General features: G+C 63.5%; 22 protein-coding genes and 1 pseudogene. 12 read left to right on the top strand and 11 right to left on the bottom strand.

Annotated features, from left to right (window positions below; translation table 11 throughout):
- Window positions 1-57: 57 nt before the first annotated feature.
- Both AC3WJI_RS03785 and AC3WJI_RS03780 read right to left on the bottom strand, forming a co-directional pair.
- Complete coding sequence (locus AC3WJI_RS03785) at window positions 58-450, bottom strand: hypothetical protein (protein ID WP_492755913.1); 393 nt, start codon at window positions 448-450, stop codon at window positions 58-60.
- 20 nt (window positions 451-470) lie between these two features.
- Window positions 471-998 (bottom strand): SOS response-associated peptidase family protein, encoded by a 528-nt coding sequence (locus AC3WJI_RS03780; RefSeq protein WP_492755912.1) that lies wholly within the window; start codon window positions 996-998, stop codon window positions 471-473.
- Between the two features lie 49 nt (window positions 999-1,047).
- Here AC3WJI_RS03780 and AC3WJI_RS03775 point away from each other — a divergent pair, with 49 nt between their 5' ends.
- The 3 genes from AC3WJI_RS03775 to AC3WJI_RS03765 are packed head-to-tail and all read left to right on the top strand — an operon-like array spanning window position 1,048 to window position 2,489.
- Complete coding sequence (locus AC3WJI_RS03775; protein ID WP_492755911.1) at window positions 1,048-1,671, top strand: SOS response-associated peptidase family protein; 624 nt, start codon at window positions 1,048-1,050, stop codon at window positions 1,669-1,671.
- Window positions 1,664-2,092 (top strand): DUF1810 domain-containing protein, encoded by a 429-nt coding sequence (locus tag AC3WJI_RS03770; protein ID WP_492755910.1) that lies wholly within the window; start codon window positions 1,664-1,666, stop codon window positions 2,090-2,092. The genes AC3WJI_RS03775 and AC3WJI_RS03770 overlap by 8 nt, the downstream gene beginning before the upstream one ends.
- 7 nt (window positions 2,093-2,099) lie before the next feature.
- Window positions 2,100-2,489 carry a thermonuclease family protein gene (locus tag AC3WJI_RS03765; RefSeq protein WP_492755909.1) on the top strand — a complete coding sequence of 130 codons (390 nt, stop codon included), beginning with the start codon at window positions 2,100-2,102 and terminating at the stop codon, window positions 2,487-2,489.
- Window positions 2,490-2,515: 26 nt separating this feature from the next.
- Here the strand turns inward: AC3WJI_RS03765 and AC3WJI_RS03760 are convergent, their stop codons facing one another.
- The gene (locus AC3WJI_RS03760) at window positions 2,516-2,851 is read right to left on the bottom strand and encodes a hypothetical protein (RefSeq protein WP_492755908.1); all 336 of its coding nucleotides are present in this window, start codon (window positions 2,849-2,851) and stop codon (window positions 2,516-2,518) included.
- 382 nt (window positions 2,852-3,233) lie between these two features.
- On the opposite strand from AC3WJI_RS03760, the gene AC3WJI_RS03755 reads away from it, so the two are divergent.
- The 4 genes from AC3WJI_RS03755 to AC3WJI_RS03740 all read left to right on the top strand — a co-directional run bounded on the left by AC3WJI_RS03755 (window position 3,234) and on the right by AC3WJI_RS03740 (window position 4,923).
- On the top strand, window positions 3,234-3,677 hold the full coding sequence (locus tag AC3WJI_RS03755) for a LuxR C-terminal-related transcriptional regulator (protein ID WP_492755907.1): 444 nt from the start codon (window positions 3,234-3,236) through the stop codon (window positions 3,675-3,677).
- Window positions 3,678-3,737: 60 nt separating this feature from the next.
- Window positions 3,738-4,109 (top strand): hypothetical protein, encoded by a 372-nt coding sequence (locus tag AC3WJI_RS03750; RefSeq protein ID WP_492755906.1) that lies wholly within the window; start codon window positions 3,738-3,740, stop codon window positions 4,107-4,109.
- 183 nt (window positions 4,110-4,292) lie between these two features.
- On the top strand, window positions 4,293-4,592 hold the full coding sequence (locus AC3WJI_RS03745) for a hypothetical protein (RefSeq protein WP_492755905.1): 300 nt from the start codon (window positions 4,293-4,295) through the stop codon (window positions 4,590-4,592).
- On the top strand, window positions 4,576-4,923 hold the full coding sequence (locus AC3WJI_RS03740; RefSeq protein WP_492755904.1) for a hypothetical protein: 348 nt from the start codon (window positions 4,576-4,578) through the stop codon (window positions 4,921-4,923). Before AC3WJI_RS03745 ends, AC3WJI_RS03740 begins: the two co-directional genes overlap by 17 nt.
- Window positions 4,924-5,499: 576 nt before the next feature.
- On the opposite strand, the pseudogene AC3WJI_RS03735 reads toward AC3WJI_RS03740, so the two are convergent.
- The 8 genes and pseudogenes from AC3WJI_RS03735 to AC3WJI_RS03700 form a co-directional block, all read right to left on the bottom strand.
- A pseudogene (locus tag AC3WJI_RS03735) lies at window positions 5,500-6,185 on the bottom strand (IS5 family transposase); the annotation flags it as partial.
- A 540-nt stretch (window positions 6,186-6,725) separates the two neighbouring features.
- Window positions 6,726-9,269, bottom strand: a complete 2,544-nt coding sequence (locus tag AC3WJI_RS03730) for an excinuclease ABC subunit UvrA (RefSeq protein ID WP_492755903.1) — start codon at window positions 9,267-9,269, stop codon at window positions 6,726-6,728.
- A 52-nt stretch (window positions 9,270-9,321) separates the two neighbouring features.
- Window positions 9,322-10,164 carry an aldo/keto reductase gene (locus tag AC3WJI_RS03725; protein WP_492755902.1) on the bottom strand — a complete coding sequence of 281 codons (843 nt, stop codon included), beginning with the start codon at window positions 10,162-10,164 and terminating at the stop codon, window positions 9,322-9,324.
- Window positions 10,164-10,505 (bottom strand): antibiotic biosynthesis monooxygenase, encoded by a 342-nt coding sequence (locus AC3WJI_RS03720; protein ID WP_492755901.1) that lies wholly within the window; start codon window positions 10,503-10,505, stop codon window positions 10,164-10,166. Before AC3WJI_RS03720 ends, AC3WJI_RS03725 begins: the two co-directional genes overlap by 1 nt.
- A gap of 42 nt (window positions 10,506-10,547) precedes the next feature.
- Window positions 10,548-11,651, bottom strand: a complete 1,104-nt coding sequence (locus AC3WJI_RS03715) for an ion channel (RefSeq protein WP_492755900.1) — start codon at window positions 11,649-11,651, stop codon at window positions 10,548-10,550.
- A gap of 54 nt (window positions 11,652-11,705) precedes the next feature.
- Window positions 11,706-12,452 carry a type 1 glutamine amidotransferase domain-containing protein gene (locus AC3WJI_RS03710; protein WP_492755899.1) on the bottom strand — a complete coding sequence of 249 codons (747 nt, stop codon included), beginning with the start codon at window positions 12,450-12,452 and terminating at the stop codon, window positions 11,706-11,708.
- A gap of 73 nt (window positions 12,453-12,525) precedes the next feature.
- Complete coding sequence (locus AC3WJI_RS03705; RefSeq protein WP_492755898.1) at window positions 12,526-13,119, bottom strand: hypothetical protein; 594 nt, start codon at window positions 13,117-13,119, stop codon at window positions 12,526-12,528.
- A gap of 11 nt (window positions 13,120-13,130) precedes the next feature.
- Complete coding sequence (locus tag AC3WJI_RS03700) at window positions 13,131-14,306, bottom strand: zinc-dependent alcohol dehydrogenase (protein WP_492755897.1); 1,176 nt, start codon at window positions 14,304-14,306, stop codon at window positions 13,131-13,133.
- A 135-nt stretch (window positions 14,307-14,441) separates the two neighbouring features.
- On the opposite strand from AC3WJI_RS03700, the gene AC3WJI_RS03695 reads away from it, so the two are divergent.
- From AC3WJI_RS03695 to AC3WJI_RS03675, 5 genes are all read left to right on the top strand, one after another.
- Entirely contained in the window at window positions 14,442-16,706 is a 2,265-nt protein-coding gene (locus AC3WJI_RS03695) for a PAS domain S-box protein (protein WP_492755896.1), read from the top strand.
- 69 nt (window positions 16,707-16,775) lie between these two features.
- Window positions 16,776-17,579 (top strand): Crp/Fnr family transcriptional regulator, encoded by an 804-nt coding sequence (locus AC3WJI_RS03690; protein ID WP_492755895.1) that lies wholly within the window; start codon window positions 16,776-16,778, stop codon window positions 17,577-17,579.
- 370 nt (window positions 17,580-17,949) lie between these two features.
- On the top strand, window positions 17,950-18,666 hold the full coding sequence (locus AC3WJI_RS03685; protein ID WP_492755894.1) for an RNA polymerase sigma factor: 717 nt from the start codon (window positions 17,950-17,952) through the stop codon (window positions 18,664-18,666).
- A gap of 68 nt (window positions 18,667-18,734) precedes the next feature.
- Window positions 18,735-19,673, top strand: a complete 939-nt coding sequence (locus tag AC3WJI_RS03680) for a FecR family protein (protein WP_492755893.1) — start codon at window positions 18,735-18,737, stop codon at window positions 19,671-19,673.
- On the top strand, window positions 19,639-21,555 hold a 1,917-nt coding region (locus AC3WJI_RS03675; protein WP_492755892.1), incomplete at its 3' end, for a TonB-dependent receptor. The genes AC3WJI_RS03680 and AC3WJI_RS03675, both read left to right, overlap by 35 nt.

Genomic DNA, 21,555 nt, shown 5'->3' with positions numbered 1-21,555 from the left:
TTTAGGCCCGGCTTGCCGTGGGCGAGCGAAGTTTTGCCGCACAAACCATCCTGGCCATCACCAGGGCAGATCCTCGATGAAGAGGACGAGTTCCTGGAAGCCCGCTGAATCGAAGCCAATTCCTGCCTTTGTCTCGCGCAGCGGAAACCGGGCGGCCGCCTCCAGCACCGACCGGGTGTCGGACTGCCGCTCCGGATCATGGGCGGCAGTCCATCTCGCCAGTGCGGTCACGCGGGCGTGAAGCGCCGCCGAGGCTTCTGCGGCTTCGAAGCCTGCCTCTCGCGCATAGGCTTGAAGCGCGAGCGCCTGGGCATGGGGGCGCCCACGCAGAGGCGCTGGGAGCGCCGACAGGATGTCGAGCGCCGCCTCGAGCTGGGGGCCACTGATCGCCACGGCGTTGAGGAGATCGGCTGCGGCCGGCTGGAGGACGCGATGGCTTTCCGGCTCCATTGATAGCATGTCCATGTTCCTCAAAATGCCAGTTCGGTCTGGCGAGGCTGCGGTTCGCGCGGCGCGATTTCCTCGACCAAGAAGCTGCGCTCGGGCAAAGGCCGCAGCAGGCTTTCCTGCGGCACCGTCAGGTCGAGCCAGGCCATGTTCTGCCGCCGGAGCAGGACGGCGCCCTGCCGCTCCTGATAGAAGAAGATGTCCGGATTGGCTTCGATCGTGACCACCGCGAAGCTGACCGGCCAGTCGGGATTGGCCGGGCGCCAGACGCCGGCGAGATAGAAGAAATTGCCGTCCTCGAGCGTCACCCGGAACCGGCGGTCGCCATTCTTGACTTGGAACGCGCTGGCCGGGATCAGACAACGATGGGTCGGGAAGGTCTTGCCCTCCGAGCGGATGAACTTGAACGGCTGGGCGCCTTGTCCCTCGAGCGGCTGCAGACCCCAGCCTGCCTCAACCATTTCGACCTCTTGCGCGTTGGCCGGATTCCGCCGGATGATCGCGCGGCGGGTGCCAAGGGGCGCTTCCGACTCGAAGGGACTTGCTTGCATGGTGAGAACATAATGCGAACGATCATGCGGTGCAAATCGGAGAGCGTCGATGTGCAATGACTACCGGCTCGAGGTCGACATCGCCTCGATCATGGAGGATTTTGACGATCTCAAGATCAAGATCGACCTGCCCGAGGGCATGCCGAATGTAGCGGCGCGCGAGGACATCAAGATCACCGACGCCGCGCCGATCGTGCGCAGCGCCGCCGGCGGCGGCGAGCTGGTCAACCGGCGCTGGAGCTGGCCGAGCAATGGCGAAAAGGGCAAGCCGGTCTACAACTACAAGGCCGATGGCCGCGAGTTCGGTACCAATCGCTGCCTGATCCTCGCCGACGGCTTCTACGAATTCACCGATCCTGAGGACCCGAAGCAGAAGCGGCAGGACAAATGGCTATTCAACCTGCGCGGCCACCGCTGGTTCTGTATCGCCGGCATCTGGCGAAAGAGTCCGGTCGGCGAGGCCTTCACGATGCTGACGCTGCCCCCGGGCGAGGACGTCGCGCCTTATCATGACCGGCAGGTCAATCCGCTGCCGCGCGAGCGCTGGGCCGCCTGGCTTGATCCATCGGTACCGGCCAGCGAGGTGCTCGGCGTTCTACCCAGGGGCAGCCTGGAGGTGACCCGAGTCTATCCGCCGGGACCCGAGGCGCAGCAGGAACTGGCCTATGGCTGATCCGGCATCGCTGGAGCGGTTCGTCGAGGCCCAGGCACCGATATATGCGACCGCGCTTGCCGAGATCCGGCGCGGCGCGAAGCGGTCGCACTGGATGTGGTTCGTCTTCCCGCAGCTGGCTGGGCTCGGGCATAGCGAGACGGCCAGATTCTTCAGTATCCGCTCGCGCGCCGAAGCCGACGCCTATCTCGCCCACTCGATGCTGGGACCGCGCTATCTGGAATGCGTCACCGCGTTGCAGGACCTCGCGATCGGCGATCCGGTCGCGGTGTTCGGCGACGTTGATGCAATGAAGCTTCGATCCTCTCTGACCTTATTTCAGGCGGTCAAACCCACGCCGTTGTTCGCCGCGGCGCTGCAGCGCTGGTTCAGCGGCGAGGCGGATGCCGCGACGCTCCGCCTGCTTGGGCGCGAGGGATGACGGCGCCATGCTGACGGCCTTTCTCCTACTTCTGGCCCAGCCGCCTGCGGTGGCGGGCACCTGTGTCGCGGTCGATGGCGACACGCTGCGCTGTGGCCGCGAGCGCGTCCGCCTGCTCGGCATCGACGCGCCCGAGCTTCCCGGGCATTGCCGGTCCGGCCGCCGCTGCGCGCCAGGTGATCCCGTCGCTTCGACTCGCTCGCTGCGCGCGAGCCTGAAGAGGGGACCAGTCACGATCCGGCGGATTGGCACCGACCATTATGGCAGGACGCTAGCGCTGGTACAGGCGGGCAGCGCCGATCTGAGCTGCTGGCAGCTCACGCGCAGGCAGGCGATCTACAAGCCTTATTGGGATACGGGCGGACAGCTTGCGCACATCTGTCCCGCGGCGCGCTGATCGGGCGCGCAACTCGGTTCGCGCTGTCAGGCGAGGCGCGCGAACCATTCGGCGTAAGGTGTGTTGCGGACGAGCCGGCGGTTATCGTCGGGGGCGCCGTCATCCCACCAAGGCGGGCCGCGCTCTCCCAATCCCCGTTTGGCGCGATCTACTGCCTGGCGCGCGGCCGCTTCGGCTTCGCCGTCGCCGGCGCGGCGTGCGGCACCGACCTTCCGCCGCGCCTCCATCAGCGCGGAGACTAGCACCTCGCGTTCACTGGGATCGAGCGTCGGATTTGACATCCGCCATAGCCGGCCGCGCACCACGAAATAGCGGCCATCGGGGGTGACGGGATGGCCGCCGACGCGGTCGGGTACGGGCATGGGGGTGAAACGGTCGGCACGCGACTTGGCTGCAACAGAAGAGCCACCCCGTGCGGCCGCTCCCTTCATTGCCCTGACTCTTGCGGAGACTCAGCCGAATCGGGGTCTGCGGCAACGCTTCGACGCTACCGTCACCAACTCGTCTGAGTCACCACGCGTGAATGCTAGATCGCACTACGTAATCATTCGCGGGGGCGGGTGCGCACGGCGGTCGCCGAGGCGAGGGCGCATGATCCCTTGGATCGCCGCGAAAAGGGGCAAAGCTAGCCGACCAGCACTTCCGTTTCGGACGAAAGCGGGTGCACAAGTTGAATTATTAATCATATTCTGCTCGCCCGCGCCTATCGCAAGAAACATCCGAACTGGAGGAGATCCGGGGGCCGTGGACGGTTATGCGCGTTTGTCCGAGAGGCAGAAAGAATGTCTGAGGCTTGTCAGTCAGGGCTACACATCGAAGGAGATCGGCCGCTTCCTTGCGATCAGTGATCGCACCGTCGACAATCATCTGGACCGCGCGCTCAAGCTGATCGGCATCCCCGGTCGTGCAGAAGCAGCGCGCGCGCTGGCGTCGGCAGAGGCTGAGCAGAGTCTGCCTAAGCAGTCGGCTGATCTTGCCGAGAAGCCTGAAATCCCGCCACCTGAAAGCGCTGCGGTCGACGCTGTGCCATACGGGTTCAGTCGTTTCGTGCCGCCGCTGGGAGGGATCCGCAATGCCCTCGGCGTCGAGCAGAAAATCTATGCGATAGTCCAAGTGGCCGTGCTCGGTCTCGCAAGCGTGATCATCCTGGTTCTGGCAGCCTCCGTGATGCTTTGGCTGATCCGCTAGCCTCCCGCATCAACCAAGTAAGAACTCGCGAGAAGCTGCTTCTCGCGAAAGGAGACATGTATGTATCATCTTCCGCAATCAACCGTTCTCGCCCTTGCCGAAGAAACGCGGTCTGCGGTGAGCGCGACCGATCGCGCTATCCACGCTGGAACGCAGTTACTCGCCTCGCTGATTGAGGGGGCCGCAGGCACCGACCTCCCGATCTCCGCGACCCAGCGGCTCTTCGCTCAGGCGCACGCGCACTCGGGCAAACTTGTCGAAGGACGCCAGGGGTTGTGCAACCTGATCACCTCGATGTCCGTCGTCAAAAACCATAGCGATCAGCGCGAAATCGCGTTCGGCTGTCCTAAGGGACTGCCGGAAAACGAGGCGACTGGTGTGCCCGACTTCTTCACGGGTGCGAGCCTAGAGTCCGTGCCGCAGGCCATCTGACTCTTCGTGCAGCCGGATCGTTGAGCACTGCGACATTCGGGGACGCCGATGCTGGTGGCTGTGCTCTTCTGGTCTCTCGCCTTTCTCTGCTGCGCTTTCGCCGCTGTATACGGCGGGCGCAGCGGGAGACGCGTGGCGGCGGCGGCCAAAGCCCCACCCCCCCCCCCCCCCCCCGCCACCGCGTTGGCACCCGACGGCAATTATTGGGGGGTCACTAATCTATGGGTCCTCACCATCGACACGCTGTTGCTCATCGCCTTAATTGCAATCGCATTGCGCTCGGATCGATGGTTTCCGATCTGGAGCGCCGGTCTCCAGTTGGTGGGCGTCGGCTTCCATCTCGGGAGCATTCTTGCGCCACGCTTCGGGGCCAATGTTTACTTTCTTCTTCAGGCCTTCTGGGCAACTCCTTTGCTTATGCTCCTGGTAGTCAGCGTGGCGCTCGATCGCCGTGCCGGCATCGACGATGAGCCGCGGGTCTGAACCTTTTGAGAAGGCAACGGCAAAGGCCTACCTTCGCGCGTGCGATCGTCTCTTGTGGCGCCTTGATCGTGCGCGTTGCGAACTGCGCGGCATCCTTGGCAGGACAGAGGCTATCCTCATCCAGGTGCCACGCCGCGATGTCGAGCATCTCCTATCCTGGTTTGACGCTGTGGAAGATGAAAATGAGGACGTAGTTGCAGTCAGAACAGCAATTGAGGACCGGATAGAGGCGCTGATTGCGTGTCTCGATGCCCTCGAAGCTGACCCGGACTTTGAAGAGGAGCAACTCGACAACGATGATCTGCGTGAGCCTGATGATATAGTCGCATGATCGGCTCCATCCTTTACATCGGCATGCGAGGTCGTCGATCTTTGGAAGACCGGCCCAGGCAACACTGACCTCTCATCCGAGCCGATACAGCGAGATCACGGTATCGCTGCTGGAAAGAGAGCCGGCAGTCCGATGACTAGGTTTGGAAGTGTCCTCTCACTAGAGAGCGCGACGTAATTCGCTGTTCGCCGCACAAGATGCTGATCCCACAAGCTGCCTTTCGAACGTCGGTCAATTGCAACTCGGCATATCTGTGATGGCATGAGGACCTTCTGAAATTCCGCCGCGGCGGATCAATGAAGGAAGAGGTGGTCATTGGGTACGATTTATGCGGCGAGGCACAAGCCCGGTCGCCCGCTTATGAGATCCGGACGCGCCATGCTTCCGCAATGTACGTGAGCGTCACGCCGCTAACCCAGGCACGATCATCGATTCATGACCTTGAAGCGCGATGGAGCCTTCGCCTTGCGTTGATTTATTTGCACCCCGGCTAAACTAGGCCGTAGACTCATAAGCGCGGAGCCACAGGCGCATTGAGGCGAGTTGGACCATGGCGAGGAAGTTCTCCGCCAATTAGTCGTAGCGGGTGGCGACGCGGCGGAAGTGCTTGAGTTTGGAGAAGAAGCGCTCGATCAGATTGCGCTCACGATAGAGCCGCTTGCTGAAGCAGGGTTTCCACTTTCGATTGGATTTGGCCGGGATATTGGGCGTGGCGCCTTGTTCCTCGATCAGGGTGCGAATGCGATCAGCATCGTAGGCCTTGTCGCCGAGCACGATCATGTGCGGCCCAAGGTGGTGGAGCAGATCTTCCACGACTAGGCCATCATGAGCCTGCCCAGCGGTCAGGCTGAGCCGGATCGGGAGGCCTTGCGCATCGACGACGGCATGGATTTTCGTTGTGAGCCCGCCTCGAGAGCGACCGAGACAATGATCTCGATCCCCCTTTTTGCCGTCGCAGCCTGTTGGTGCACCCGGATAGAAGTGCTGTCGATCATCTGGATGTCGCCGTCATAGGCGGCAGTGATGGCGTCCATCATCCGATCCCAAACGCCTGCCTTCCGCCATCGCACAAAGCGATTGTAGCAAGTGGTGCGCGGACCATAGCGTTCGGGCAGATCGCGCCATGGAGCGCCGGATCGCAGCACCCAGAAGACCCCGTTCAGCACACGACGATCATCGACGCGCGGCACGCCCCTTGGCTTGTTGGGCAGCAACGGCTCGATCACACGCCACTCGAAGTCGGTCAGGTCATATCGGCTCATGCCGACGCTGAATCAGAGTTAGGCGCGATATGGAAGACGTCAGTTCGCCGGCTGTAGCGCGTCGCACCAATTGTCCATAAAACGCCAATATGGTCATCGGCTATCTCGCGCTTTTCGCAGCATCGGCCTCTTCGGGCTCAGCGCCGCAACATATGTCGCACGCTTGCTACTGGGTTAGCGGTCGCCTCTCCTACTCCAATGGCACTCCAAGTGTCAGAATTTGGCCTCGCGGCAGCCGCCGTCTCCTAGGCGTGCTAAATCGTAAATCCGAGGCAGAAGCTGACGATGTTTTACCTGCGGCGGTTCAGCGGATGAACCCGAGCTTTGAGCGCAGCATATGGGGCAATTTCCGTGTCTGCCCGCTCACGCCTGAACGAGCAGGATGGATGCGCATGGTTTACATCACTGCCACCGCAAAGCTCAAAGCCTTGCCGTATCGATAGCCGCGCCGTTTATGGGTTCACGGCCTAGACAGTAGCCGACAACCGAAAATTGGAGGCACGCATATGGACGCCTGATCGGGAAGCTGTGAACCAGCAGTCAAACGGCTACAGTAGCTGACCTCGCTCGAAGCACGCGATCGAGATAGGGCCCAGTGCGGCTCTCCCGGCAGGCGGATATCACGGCCGGCGGGCCGCTCGCGACGATCCGTCCGCCTTCTTCGCCAGCGCCAGGACCGATGTCGATCACCCAGTCGCTCGCGGCCGCTACGTTCATGTCATGGTCAACCAGCATGACGGTGTTGCCGGCGTCGACCAGAGCGTTAAGCCGGCCAAGCAGGCGCTCGACATCGGTCGGGTGGAGGCCGGTGGTCGGCTCGTCGAGGACATAAAGCGCACCACCGCGCTGGGCACGCTGCAGCTCGGTAGCGAGCTTGACGCGTTGGGCTTCGCCGCCCGAAAATTCGGTCGCGGGCTGGCCGAGGCGGAGATAGTTGAGGCCGACCTCGCGGAGCACTTTGAGCGACCGACAGACGTTCGGCGCGTCGGTGAAGAACGCCCATGCATCCTCGACGGTGAGCGCGAGCACCTCGGCGATGGTCTTCCCGCGATAGCGAATCTCGAGCGTCTTGGGATTGTAGCGGGTGCCGTGACAGGCTGGACAAGGCGCGTAGACGCTCGGCAGGAAGAGCAGCTCGACCATGACGAAGCCTTCCCCCTCGCAGCGTGGGCAACGGCCCTTGGTGACGTTGAATGAGAAGCGGCCCGCATCGTAGCGGCGTTTCCTGGCTTCGGGGGTCGCCGCGAACAAGGCGCGGACATGATCGAACAGCCCGGTATAGGTAGCCAGGTTGGAGCGCGGGGTGCGGCCGATCGGCTTCTGGTCGACCTCGATCAGACGCCTGATTTCTTCGAGCCCGTCGGCGATGCGACCCTCGGTAGCTGCGGCCGGGCGGTCCTCTAGGGCAGCTTCTGTGCCCACTTCCTCGACCGCGACCGGGCCGCCAAGCGCCGCGATGACCAGCTCGACCAGGGCCTGGCTGACGAGGCTCGATTTGCCGGAACCGGAGATGCCGGTGACGGTGGTCATCACGCCAAGCGGGATAGCGCAATCCACCCGTTTGAGATTATTACGAGTGACCCCTTCCAGCCGAAGCCAGCTCGTGGGCTCGCGCTTCCGGCTTGGCATCCCGCCGCCTTCGTCGAACAGATGCCGCCTTGTCTCCGACGCGGCGACCGTGCGCAGGCCCTCGATCGGGCCGCTGTAGAGGATCTCGCCGCCATGTTCGCCGGCGGCGGGGCCGACGTCGACGATCCAGTCGGCGCGGCGGACGATGTCCATCTCATGCTCGACGACGAACAGCGAATTGCCCACCGACTTGAGGCCGTCGAGCGCCCGCAGCAGCGCCTCGGTATCGGCGGGATGGAGCCCAGAGGACGGTTCGTCCATCACATAGACGACTCCGAACAGGTTGGAGACCACCTGGGTGGCTAGCCGCAGCCGTTGCAACTCGCCCGGCGATAGCGTGGGGGTGCTGCGTTCCAGCGTCAGATAGCCGAGGCCGAGGTCGAGCAGCACCGATAGGCGACGGTACAGGTCACCGGCGATATGCTCGACCACCAGCGCCTTCTCCGGGTGGGTCTTGCGCAGCGCTTTGAGTTTGGCGGCCTTGGCCTCGGCATAAGGCGCGAAGATCTTCGAGAAGCGGGCTATGGGCAGCCGGCTCATTTCAGCGAAGTCTAGTCGCTCGAAGCGGACCGATAAAGCTTCGCGGCGCAGCCTTTTGCCATCGCAGAGGGGACAGAGGCGGGCGACCATGAAGCTCGCCGCGCGCTTCTTCATCATTGCGCTCTGGGTCGTCGCATAGCTGTGAGTGACATGGCGCTTCGCGCTCGAGAAGGTGCCCATATAAGCGGGCTCGATCTTGCGGCGGATCGCGCGCTCGATCTCCTCATGGCTCCAGCCGGGATAGACCGGGACCTGGGGCTGCTCCTCGGTGAACAGGATCCAGTTGCGAACCTTCCTCGGCAGGTCGCGCCACGGCGTGTCGACGTCGATGCCTAGGCTGACGAGGATGTCGCGCAGATTCTGCCCGCCCCAAGCCGTCGGCCACGCAGCGACGGCACGCTCGCGGATCGTCTTCGAAGGGTCGGGCACCATCGAGGCTTCGGTGACCTCGTGGATTCGCCCGAGGCCGTGGCAGCGCGGGCACGCGCCCTCGGGGTTGTTGGGCGAGAAGCTTTCGGCATCGAGATGGTCCTGGCCCGGCGGATAGTCGCCGGCGCGCGAATAGAGCATCCGCAGCAGGTTGGAGAGGGTGGTGACGCTGCCGACCGACGATCGGGCAGTGGGCGATCCGCGCTGCTGCTGAAGCGCCACTGCCGGCGGCAGGCCTTCTATCCCATCGACCTCGGGCACTTCCATCTGGTGGAACAGGCGGCGCGCATATGGCGAGACCGATTCCAGATAGCGACGCTGGGCCTCGGCGTAGAGAGTGGAGAAAGCCAGCGACGATTTGCCCGACCCCGACACGCCGGTGAACACGACCAATGCGTCGCGCGGTATGTCCACATCGACATTCTTGAGGTTGTGCTCGCGCGCGCCGCGAACGCGTATGAAGCCGGAGGCCTTGATATCTCGCATGCTGACCTCCTAGGTCGCTGATACGCCCGGACGTTCGGTCGGTTGCATGGGCTTACAGCATCGGAAGGCGAGGCGGTCGCGGGCCGAGCGGAAACGCCGCGTCGATCCGGGCAATTTCGGCATCTGTCAGCTGCAGCGCGCCTGCGCCCGCGTTTTCGGCGGCATGCTCGGTGCTGGACGCCTTGGGAATCGCGAACACACTCGTGTTCCGGAGTAGAAAGCTGAGCGCGACCTGATGCGCAGTCGCGCCATGACTTTCGGCGATCTCCTCAAGCACTTGGCCGCCCGTCGTTCTCGGGCTGGGGAAGTCGCCATGGCCGAACGGGCTATAGGCGACCACGGCAACGTCATGGTCCTCGCACCAGGGCAGTTCGGCGTGCTCGATCGCTCGCTCGTTGAGATTGTAGAGCAGCTGATTGCAGGCGATCCGTCCCGCGCCGCCGGCGCTCCAGGCCGCCTCAAGGTCAGTTATGTCGAAGTTGCTGACACCCCAGGACAGGATCTTGCCCTGTTCGCGCAGCTGCTCGAACGCTGCAAAGGTCTCGTCGAGCGGATGCGAGCCACGCCAATGCAGCAGGTAGCAGTCGAGCCGGTCGGTGCGCAGGCGCGCGAGCGAGCGTTCACATGCGGCGATCGTTCCGTTGCGAGAGGCGTTGCTGGGAAGCACCTTTGAGACAAGGAAAACCTCGTTGCGCCTGCCGGTAATAGCTTCGCCGACGACGAGCTCGGCGTCGCCATACATCTCGGCGGTGTCGATATGGGTCATCCCAAGATCGAGTCCGCGGCGGAGCGCAGCCACGGCGGATGGCCGATGCGCGTCGTCGATATACCAAGTGCCTTGGCCGACCACCGCGACCTCACGCGGCACGGGGCCGAACGGGCGTTGCTTCATCATTACCGCACCTGGCCGCTGTCACCGGGCAGCTTGTAAGCTAGGACATGACCGTGCTCGATCTTGGACATGCCGTCGAGCAGCTCGGGGGTGCGCAGCACCAGGGCGCGTCCGACCTTGCCAGCCAGGTGGGCGAGACGGCCGGTATCGTCCGGGAATGTATCGAAGATCGCAAAATCGTGATCCCCAAAGCGCAAGCCGTGCCAGGTCGTGGTATCCTGCTCGTCCAGCACCGAGGCGAGCCCGTCGCGGAGAAATGCCGCGACTTCATCGCCCTTTCCATCCTGCGCGATCAGCCGGACGAACAGTGCCTTGACGATTGACGTTCTTTGTTCGTCCACCATGATCACTTCCTTTGTATCAAGGGCTGGCGTAGCCAGCTCGGATCAGTTCTTTGAATCAATTAAGAGCCTCGATTTCTTCGCTGGTAGCCTCTGGTCGATCTCGGACATGGCGTAGCCTAATGTCGGCGCAACGCGCTGAACGAGCGGCGCCCATTTCTGACGCGCTACGACATACGGGTCGACACCATCGGTGCGCAGCGTGACTCCCGCGCCTGCGAGCGTTTGTGTGGCTGCCAGGTAGCTTTGGCGCATGCGCCAGGTGTCGCTGGCGTCATCGGTACGACTCTCGACAGTGGGAAAGTTTGCGTCGAGCGTTTCGAGCAGCAGGCGCGCGCCGTGGCGAACCGAAGCGACCGGGGCGGACGCCGCGAGCGCTTGATAGCGCCGCCGGTCGAGCGCCGTTTCGATCAGTGTCGCTGCGTCGAGCAGCACGAAGCAGAAGCGCGATACCGCGTAGCGCGGATCTTCGAAGCGGAAATAGAAGAGCAAAGGGTAGAAATGGTGCGCTTCCTTGGTAGCAGCGAGCGAGCGGATGAGATTGCCCAATTCGCCCGTCGCGTCAGCGGGGTCGCCGTTTGGCATCAGGCGCGCCAGCATCACCGCCGCATCGCCGGTGCCGTCCGTCATCAGATCGACCGTGAGCGCCAACGTGTTGCGCTCGCGAAGCGCGGAATAAACCTGAACGAGATAGCTCAGAACCAACGATAACACCGATGCCCCGATCAGCGAGTTCGTCAGAAACAGCAGGCGAGTGCCAGTGGTGCGCGGCGCATAATCGCCGCCGCCGACGATCGACAGGCTGTTGCCCGCGACGAGCAACGCCGTGACGAAGTCGGTAGAAGCAGTACCGCTCGATGGCCGGATCGCGGTGCCGAGCTCCGGCTGAACGGCGAGCGCCGCACCTAGTGCCAGCCCTGTCGCCCAGAAGCCTATCAACGAAACGATGATGAGCGGGCCGGCGAATGACAGAATGGTGGACCGTCGCTCACCGAACAGCTTCGTGGCAGCGCGAAGCACGGCCCAGACCGCCCGATTCCAGTGGGTGGCGAGGAGCCCGGTTCCCGCACGCGCGTAGAGTGCGGTCAGGAAGATGTCCGCGAGGAACAGCATCATCAGCGCCGCCCCGATGATCTGTTCGATTATCATGTCATACCCTCACAGGCGCGATCGTGTGGTGATCGGGCGACAGGCATCCGGCGTCTACACCGCCTCGGCGCTATCGCGGACCTTTGGCGCGGACTCGCGCAGCGCACGGGCGACCGCTTCGCCGACGCCGCGCGCGCTGGCCGGATTCTGGCCGGTGATCAGCAGCCCGTCCTCGACTACGTGCTTGCCAAACGGCATCAGCGCCTTGCTGTAGCGTGCGCCGCGTGCCTTCAACTTCTCTTCGAGGTTGAACGGTACGATGCCGTCGCGGTTATCGGCCTTCTCCTCGGCCCATGAGAATGCCGTCAGGTCCTTGTCCTGCAGGAGCCAGCTGCCGTCACTCAGCTTCGCCTCCAACAATCCGACCGGACCATGGCAGACGGCGGAGACGATCTTGCCGCATTCGTAGAACTCGCCAACGAGACCGCCGAGATCGGGCGAGCGAAAGTCCCACATCGTGCCGTGGCCGCCCGCCAGATAGATGGCGCCGTAGTCCGCGACGTTGACATCAACCAGCGGCAGGGTCTCGTTGAGCCGATCCATGAACTGCCGGTCGCGGTAGTGATTGGTGACGTCGCCGCCCAAGCGGCTGTTATGCCCCATTTCGGGCATCATCAGGCTTTGTGGATCGAGCGGGACCCAGCCGCCAGACGGACTCGCGATCTCGCTCAGGAAACCTTGTGCCTCGACCGCATCCCAAAAGTGCGTGAGCTCGCCCAGCCAGAGCCCGGTCCTGAACCCGACGCTTTCATATTGATCGACGTTGGTCACGACGATGAGGATCTTGCCGGGTCGTTCCATGGCTTATGCTCCTTCATGCAAATTTGAAACAGCTTGCGCGCGGGTTGCGGGCGGCCGACCGTCCCGCCGAACGCTATGTCGAAGGTAGAAGTGGGGTCGCGTCCGCCACCTGACCCTCGGCACGATAGTCAGGCGGGATCTCGAAATCCTTCCGGGCCAAGCCGCGGGAGGCTTCCGCGCCACGGGGAAGCCCCGAACGATCGGAATAATCGCGATCCGAACTGCTCGGGTCACGCCGATGCGCGGCCTTGACACCGGCATAAGCGGCGATGTCGAGCAACGTGATCCCAGCCACCAGTGCGGTGGCAATCGCGGCGTTGTGACGCTTGGGGTTGTCCTTGCTCAACGCGCCCGCCAGTGTGCCCAAGTCGAGCGCATCTCCGCCGATTCTGGCGGCCAGCCCGACAGGCTTGTCTACCGACAGCGTCGGCACCGCGCTGGCCAATTCGCGCGCGCCATAGGCGCGGATCAGGCCTTCCTTGTCCTCCAGGCCGAGCGTGCGGGCGATGCGTCCCGGCGCGACCAGCTCGGCGATACCGAGACCGATCGAAAACCAGCCGAGTGCGCGTGCCAGCCGATCCGAACCCGGGAGCGAACTCGGCCCCTTCTGCTCGACGCGCGGGTCGCCTTCTGAACGGGCCACACCCGTGAGATTGGTGAGTGACATGAGGGATTCCTTCAGGGCTGGAGCATGACCTTGACGCAGCCGTCCGCCTTGTCGCGGAACGTCTTGTACATCTCGGGACCTTCGGACAGGTCGACCTTGTGGGTGATCACGAACGAGGGGTCGATCTGGCCCTCCTCGATCCGGCGGAGGAGGTCACCCGTCCAGCGCGGCACGTGCGCCTGCGCCATGCGGAAGGTCAGCCCCTTGTTCATTGCCTGGCCCATCGGGATCTTGTCGACCAAGCCGAGATAGACGCCGATGATCGAGATGACCCCGCCGGGACGGCAGACATAGATCATTTCGCGCAGCACATGCGGCCGATCGTTTTCCATCATCAGCATCTGCTTGGCGCGGTCGAGCAGCGTGTCGGGCTGACTGGGCGTGACATGACTCTCGCTGCCCACCGCGTCGATGCACTTTTGCGGCCCCTCGCCCTCGGTCAGCTCGTTTAGCCGCTCGACGACGCTTTCCTCGAGGAAGTTGATCGTGATCGCACCCGCCGCCGCGGCCATCGACAGGCGTTCGGGCAGATGGTCGATAGCGATCACTTGTTCTGCGCCGAGCAGGATCGCCGAGCGGATCGTCATCTGGCCGACTGGGCCACAACCCCATACCGCGACCGTGTCGCCCGGCTCGATGTCGGCCTGGACCGCCGCCTGCCAGCCCGTCGGCAGGATGTCTGAGAGGAACAGCAGCTTCTCGTCATCGATGCCGTCGGGCACCTTGATGTGGGTCGTGTCGGCGAACGGCACGCGCAGATATTCCGCCTGACCGCCCGGATAGCCGCCGGTCAGGTGGGTATAGCCGAACAGCCCAGCGGTGCGATGCCCGAACGCCTTGTCGCCCAGTTCGCCCTTGCGGTTTGTCCGCTGGCAGACCGAGAAGTTACCGCGCCGACACTGGTCGCACTCGCCGCATACAATTGTGAAGGGGATAACCACGCGGTCTCCCTTCTTGAGCGAGCCCTTCGCCGCGCTGCCGACCTCAACGACTTCGCCCATCGTCTCATGGCCGAGGATGTCGCCGGGCATCAGCGCGGGGATCATGTTATGGAAAAGATGCAGGTCGGAGCCGCAAATCGCGCAGCTCGTAACCTTGATTATTGCATCGCGGGGCGCTTCGATCACAGGGTCGGACACCGTGTCGTATCGGACGTCCTCCTTACCGTGCCAGACTAGGGCTTTCATGCCGTTCTCCTCGGTTGAGAGCGGCCGAGCTAGGTTCTGCCACGCTCCAACCCCATAGGGATCATCCCTAGGGAACCATCCGGGTCCACCTGCGATTGCCGCTGGATCGGCAAACCGCCCGCAGGAGGCAGGACGATGTCGCAAGCCCCCACCAGCGACGACGGCGCGTGTCAAAACGCGGACCGCGATTGTGTAGAAAGAGCCTTGAGGGATCAGAGGAAGTTGCTCGCCTCGGTCCTTGAGAATTTGCCGCTCGGTGTCGGGGTCTATGATCGCCACGGAAATCTGGCGCATTCCAACGAATGTCTGCGGAATTACGGCGGCCTCAGTCGCCTGCCGTCGCGCCAGCCTGCCGAGTCGCGCCGCTGGCAGGCCTATGACGATGATGGGGCGGCGATCGGACCGGACGATTATCCGGGTTCACGCGCACTGCGCGGCGAGCGGGTCATGCCGGGAATCGATTTTCTCCACAGCACGGGCGATGGGAAGGAACGCTGGTTGCGGATCAGCGCGGTTCCTTTCCTGCGTGAGGGCGAACAAGACCATGAAGCTATAATCGTCGTCCAGGATGTCGATGACCTCAAGCGCTCGAGCGAAGCGATCGAAGCGGCCGCAGCGCGCTTAGCCAGTCAATCGCGCTTCATGGAAGCTACGCTCTCTTCCATCCCCGATTACGTCTACGCGTTCGATGCAGAACGGCGATTCGCCTACGCCAACCCGGTCATGCTGGCGTTATTCGGCCTGACCGCTGAAGAGATGCTGGGCCGGACCTTCGGTGATCTGGACTATCCGCCCGATCTCGAAAGCCATCTGAACGCGGACATGGATCGCGTCTTCCGGGACGGCATGACGGTCGAGGACGAAGTGTTCTTCGAAAGTCCGACCGGCCACGCCGCTTATTTCTCGTACATCTGGGGTCCGATCAGAGCTGATGATGGATCCGTCGAGCTTGTCGTCGGCGTATCGCGCGACACCAGCGAACGGCGCGGCTTCGAAGAAGCGATCAAGCGCAGCGAGGCGCGCCTACGCGCTGCCAGCGAGCTGGTTGGACTTGGCATCTATTCCTGGGATCCAATCAGCGGCGCGCTCGACTGGGATGAGCGGCTGCGCGCCATGTGGGGTCTGTCACCGGACGCAGCGATTGACATGGAAGTGTTCGAGGCGGGCATTCACCCTGCGGACTTGGCGGCGGTCCGCGACGCGATCGCTGCCTGTACCGATCCGAACGGCGATGGCTGCTATGCAATCGAGTACCGGGTCATCGGGCAAAATGACGGGGTCACACGCTATATCGCAACCTCGGGACGAGCGGATTTTGAGCATGGCCGTGCGATCGGCTTCATCGGGGCCGCCATCGATGTGTCCGAGCAGCGGCGCAACGAGGCTGCTGTTCGCGCGAGCGAGGCGCAGTTCCGCAGCTTCGCCGAGAACAGCAGCAACCTTCTGTGGATCATCGATACCGCTGCTGCCACGATCGTCTATCGCAGTGCCGCTTTCGAACGTATCTGGGGCGTGCCATGCGACGAAGCGCCCGTGACCCTCGAGGCCTGGATGGAGAACGTTCATGCCGACGATCGTTCGACCGTTACTCGTGCGCTGGACGCCGTAAAGACCGGCGAAGTCACGCAATACGAATATCGAATAATTCGTCCAGTGGATGGCGGCGTGCGCTCGTTGCGCGATACGAGTTTTCCGATCCGCGAAGATACGGGTGAGATTACGCGCATCGGTGGGATCGCCGAGGATTTGACGCAGGAGGACAGCCATCAGGCCTATATCGTTAGCGCCAAGGCTAATGAGGCGCGCCGCCTCGCGGTTCTAGTGCGCACGCTCGGTTATCGCGCCCGCATCTTCGAAAGCGCTGCGGCCTTTCTCGATATTGCTCCGGTCCTCTCATCGGGATGCGTCCTGCTCGATCTTCGCAAGGCGCGTGATGAGGGCCTGTCGATCCTACGTGAGCTCAGGGCGCGGTCGATATTCTTGCCGAGCGTTGCGTTGGAAGACGCCTGCGCAAGCGCCGATGCCGCGGTGACGGCAATGAAGGCCGGTGCGATCGACTATGTGACGGTCGGTGATGACGCCGTCTTATTGGACAGGCTGCGCGCGGCGCTAGCGGAGTGTCACGCGATCGTGCGACCTGCGACGCGCGACGAAGACGCGATTGCACATATCGCACGCCTTACTCCGCGCGAGCGCGAGGTTCTGATCGGGCTGGTTGATGGCGGAACCAACAAGATCATTGCCCAAACGCTCGGCATCAGCCCGCGTACTGTGGAGCTGCACCGCGCACAGGTGATGAGCAAATTGGGTGCCAGTGGCTTAACCGAACTTGGCCAAATCGCGCTCGGAGCAGGTATCGAGCCGTCGGGCCTAAGCGGAAAGGGGCGGAAGCTTCCCTAGGTGTTTTCCGGATGCCAATATGACCGGCCGCACGCGAGCATCGCCCACTTAATGACGCGGAGCTTTGCGATGCAACTTCAGACCGCAACGATGTTGGTGCCAGAGAGCGGTATTTCGGCGCCTCCTCCAGACGACGGGTTGCGCGATGCGCGCAGGTGGGCCTGCGATCTCATCGCCCAAAGATTCAAGGGATCAAGCTCGAGCGGTCGATGGCTTGCCAACGGTATTGAGCGCGCGATTACCGACGTCTATCTGATCGGCGATCGGCAGCCGCTGCCTGCGACATCGGTAGCGCCACATCTGCATATTCTCGTCGAGGGCTGGGTTTCTCACTCTCAGATCCTGGCGGACGGCAGGCGCCAGATCACTGACGTTCTTCTTCCCGGCGACATATGTCCTGCCGTCCCGAGCGACGAGGTGCCGACATCGGAAATCCAGGCCTGCGGACCTGCGCGCGTAGCGGTGTTGGACGAAGAGCGGCTGTGTGAACAATTCCGTGCCTTGGCCGAGCAGTACCGATGCAGGCATCGGCGCGAAACGGAGGGCCGGCTGCGCGCTCGCGTGGTAGGCTTGGGGCGCCGCGATGCGCGGCAACGCCTAGCTCATCTGATCGCCGAAACCTACCTGCGCCTCGTCGATAGCGGCTTCGCCGTGGATAACCTTTTCGCCTGGCCATTCACGCAGGAAGACGTCGCCGACATGCTTGGTCTTACGCCAGTCCACATAAACCGAGTACTGGCACAACTGCGCAGCGAAAACTTGCTCGTCATCAAGTGTCGCCAGGTAACGATTCTGGATTTCGCAGCTCTGAGTAGCATTGGCGGATTTGAACATCGCCGTGAGAATGCTGGGGGCAGCAATGACAGGCTCTGATCACGATTTCTTGGCGGCTCGTGCTCGGGAAGAACGAGAACGTGCGCGAGCAGCCAAGGACGAGTGTGCGAAGCGGGTCCATCTCGAGCTTGCGCATCTGTACGAGCAGCGTCTCGAGCGGAATCGACCGTCTGAGGCAATCGGCGCTAGCTGAGGCGGGCAGTCCGGCAGAGCTCGGTCTCGGCCCGTGCCGACTTTTACGCCCCGTCAGAGAAACGTGTCTAATTATAGTAGATAGTTACCGGCAACGTCCGCTTTCCCGCTGGTGGCCCTGGAACCCGCCAGTCAGCAAGCGGCCCACAAGCGGTTGAAAGGCTCTCGTCACAACCACCGGTCAGAATGCGCCCGATCGCCGCCGCTCACTCTGACCGTGCGCCTTGTTCTCGGCCGACAACAGCAAAAGCAGCGCCTGCTGCGAGGAGCGCAGCCGTGTGCGGTTCGACCGTTTCAGCGCGGCGGGACCGCGCCGGACCCGTCAGCCACCGCGATGAACAAGGCGGTTGGTACTTCGAGCTTGTGCCTCTCACGCCGGCGCGGCAGTCATGGCTCGAAAATTAAGCGAAACGACGTGCCTGCTTCCGAACCTTCGGGTCTTTCCCAGCTGTTCATCGAACTGCGTGCCGAACTGTTGCGGTTTCTGACCGCGCGTCTCGGCGAGACCGGGTCGGCGGAGGATGTGCTGCAGGACCTGTGGTTGCGACTCCAGACGCTCGAGAGTGGTCCGGTCGCGAACGGCCGCGCTTATCTCTACCGGGCGGCCCAGAACTTAGCGCTGGATGTGGTGCGCACTCGCCAGCGCTCCAGTCGGCGCGACGGGGATTGGGCCAGGATGCACATCGGACCCGGAGTCGACCCAGGTGATCCGTCACCGAACGCGGAGGCGAGGATGCTGCAGCGGGAGGAGAACGCGGCGCTCGCGGCTGCGATAGACGCACTTCCCGAGGGGGCAGGCCGCGCCTTCCGGCTCCACAAGCTCGAGGGCCTCCCGCATGCCGAAGTTGCGATCAAGCTCGGTATCAGCCGAAGCGGCGTGGAGAAGCACATTGCGGTCGCGATGGCCCATCTGCGTCGCGCGATGAAGGACTGAGGTATGGCAACTTGGCGGCGTCAGAAGATCGAGACCGGCTCAGGGCCGCAGCATCCAAGCGAGGGCGCATGAGCGCGGACGTGGACGAAACGGCGGCCCGTTGGCACCTCGCGCAGGCTTTGGACGACATGGACTGGCTGGCGTTCACCCAATGGCTGGAAGCCGACCCGCGCCACCGCGAGGCGTTTAACGCGATCGCGCTGCTGGATGAGCGCATCGACGCAGCGCGCCCAGCGCTGTCGCGGCTTGTCGTAGAAGAAGCGCCGCCGACGCGCCGCCCGTTTCGGAGGGTCGTGGGCTGGTCGGGGATAGCCGCTGGCGTTCTGGCACTCGTCGCGGTCGGTCTCGATCGGCTACACTCGGGCCGTCCGTCAGAGGCGGTGACCTACCAGGCGCCCGCCGGCCAGCCGTTGGGGGTGCGGTTCGCCGATGGCTCAAATGCGGTACTCGCGCCGGGAAGCAGTCTCCAAGTGGTGGAGGCTGGCGGCGTCGACGCCAGGTTGAAGGGCAGGGCGCATTTCGATGTGCGCCACGATCCTGGCCGCGTCTTCGTCGTGCGGACCGGCGGTTTTGAGATCCGCGATCTGGGTACGAAATTCGATGTCGCGTCCGGCGGCGCGATGGTTCGGGTCGCCGTGGCGGAAGGCAGGGTCGGGGTGAGGGAAAGCGGTGTACGCGGCGAAGTGACTGTCCAAGCGGGCAAGGCCCTCATCGTCGGTGGCGGCGATGCGCCGATACTCGAATCCACGAGCGCGGCTTCGGTCACTGCCTGGCGCAGCGGTCCGCTTGCCTATGAGGCGGTGCCCCTCGCGATTGTCGTCGCCGACGTCTCGCGCGCCACGGGCAAAGAGGTGACGATCGAAACCGCCCAGGCCAAGCGACGCTTCTCGGGGGTGATAGCGCAGGGAAGCAGGGAAGCGATGCTGACGGCGCTTTCCCAAATGACGGGTCTCAAGGCCAGGGTGGAGGGTGATGCGGTTCGTCTTTACAGCGATCCTCGGCACTAGCGCCCTTCTGATCGCTGGCGCCTCGCACGCCCGCGAAACGACCCTTTGGATCGACATTCAGGCATCGGAACTCTCACCGGCGTTGGCGACACTGTCGGCGCAGACCGGCGTGTCCTTCGTCTATGACGGCGTGCTGCCGCGGCGGACGGTGAGCGCGGTGCATGGCCGAATGTCGCCGCGCGAGGCGCTCGAGCGACTGCTCCGCGGCATGGATCTGCGCGCCGTTCGAATCGGTCCGCTGGCCTACCGGATCACCGGCCCGACGTCGCCCGCGACCCCAACTCCTCCTCGCCCTCCGGAACCCGCGGAGGAGATCGTAGTGACGGGGCGAAAGCGGTCGGAGTCGCTGTCGAGGATCGCAGCACCCGTCGCCGTTTACCGGTCCACCATTTCCGACCGGCCAGGCGCCGCGACCGACGCGCGGGAAGTCGCGCGCCAGATCGACGGTTTGGCCCTCACGAACAACGGAGCCGGAGGCGGCCGGTTGTTCATTCGCGGTATCGCGGACACGCCATTCAACGGTTTCAGCCAGTCGACGACCAGCGTGCAACTGGACGAAGTGCGAGCGACTTTCGACGCGCCCGAGCCCGGGCTCCGGCTCGTCGACGTCGCCCGGGTGGAAGTGCTCAAGGGGCCGCAAGGCCCCCTGTACGGCACTGGCGCGCTTGGCGGTGTCTATCGCGTCGTCACCAACCCCCCCGTCGCCGGCCGCTTCGAGGGGAGAGCCAGCCTTGGGACGACATCGGTTACTGCCGGTGGCTGGGGCGTTCACGGTGACGCTACGATCAACCTGCCGATTTTAGGAGAAGCGATCTCCATGCGCGCCGTCGGCTACTGGGCCTCCGAGGGGGGCTGGATTGACGATCCTGCCGGCCAGCACGATGTAAATGGCTCGAAGACATGGGGCGGCAGGCTAGCGCTCCGCTTCGAGCCGTTTTCGGGATGGTCAGCCGATCTGAGTGGCTGGACGCAAGACATCCGATCCGAGGGGCGCGGCTACGTCGCGAACCCCGGCTCGCGTGTCCGCTCCCGGCCGCGCGGCGAGCCGGCAAATGGTGTGTTCAGAGTCTTTCAGGCGGTGGTGCGCGGGTCGATCGGCGGTCAACGGCTGACGATCGCCAGCGGGCTGGCGCGCCAAACGCAAGACGACGTCTATGACGGATCGGACGCGCCCCAACTCTCGAATATCCTCGGTCCCGTCGATTATCTAGGCCTGCGGCGATTCGAGGTGTTCGATGCCGAAGCCCGTCTCGAGTCCGGCGCGGGCAGCAGAATAGCCTGGGTAGCCGGCGCTTCCTATCTCCGCTCCCGCTCCAGCATGGTGGCGTGGCTGCTTCCCGAGAAAACGCATGTCCCTGAGCCGGTGACCTTTGCGGACCGACAGGTCAGCGAGGCCGCCCTGTTCGCGGACGGGTCGTTCTCGCCAATCGGCCGAGTGCGGCTCGGCCTCGGAATTCGTGCATTCAGTGCGGACGTACTGGCGACCTATCGGCGAACCGATATCGCCTTTCCCGAATCGGCATACAGAGCCGAGACCTCGTACGGAATTACTCCGAGTGCTTCGGTTTCCTACGAGATCGCGGCCGATCAACTGATCTTCGCACGCTTCGCAACGGCATTCCGGCCCGGCGGTTTGGATCCGAGCAACTCCGAGACACGGCGATACGGATCGGACGAAGTCCGCACGGTCGACCTTGGCACGCGTCTCTATTTCGGTGGTGGATTCAATTTCAGCGGAAGTCTCTTCGCCTCCAACTGGCGAAACGTGCAGGCCGACTATCTCGATGCCAAGGGCGACGTCGCTACACGCAACATCGGCAACGCGGCGAATTTGGGCATGGAGATGTCCATCGACTGGAAAGCGGGAAACGGGTGGGGGGTG

This window comes from Sphingomonas sp. FW306-1B-B10E (assembly GCF_058782005.1).
This window is presented reverse-complemented; position numbering and strand designations above follow the sequence as displayed.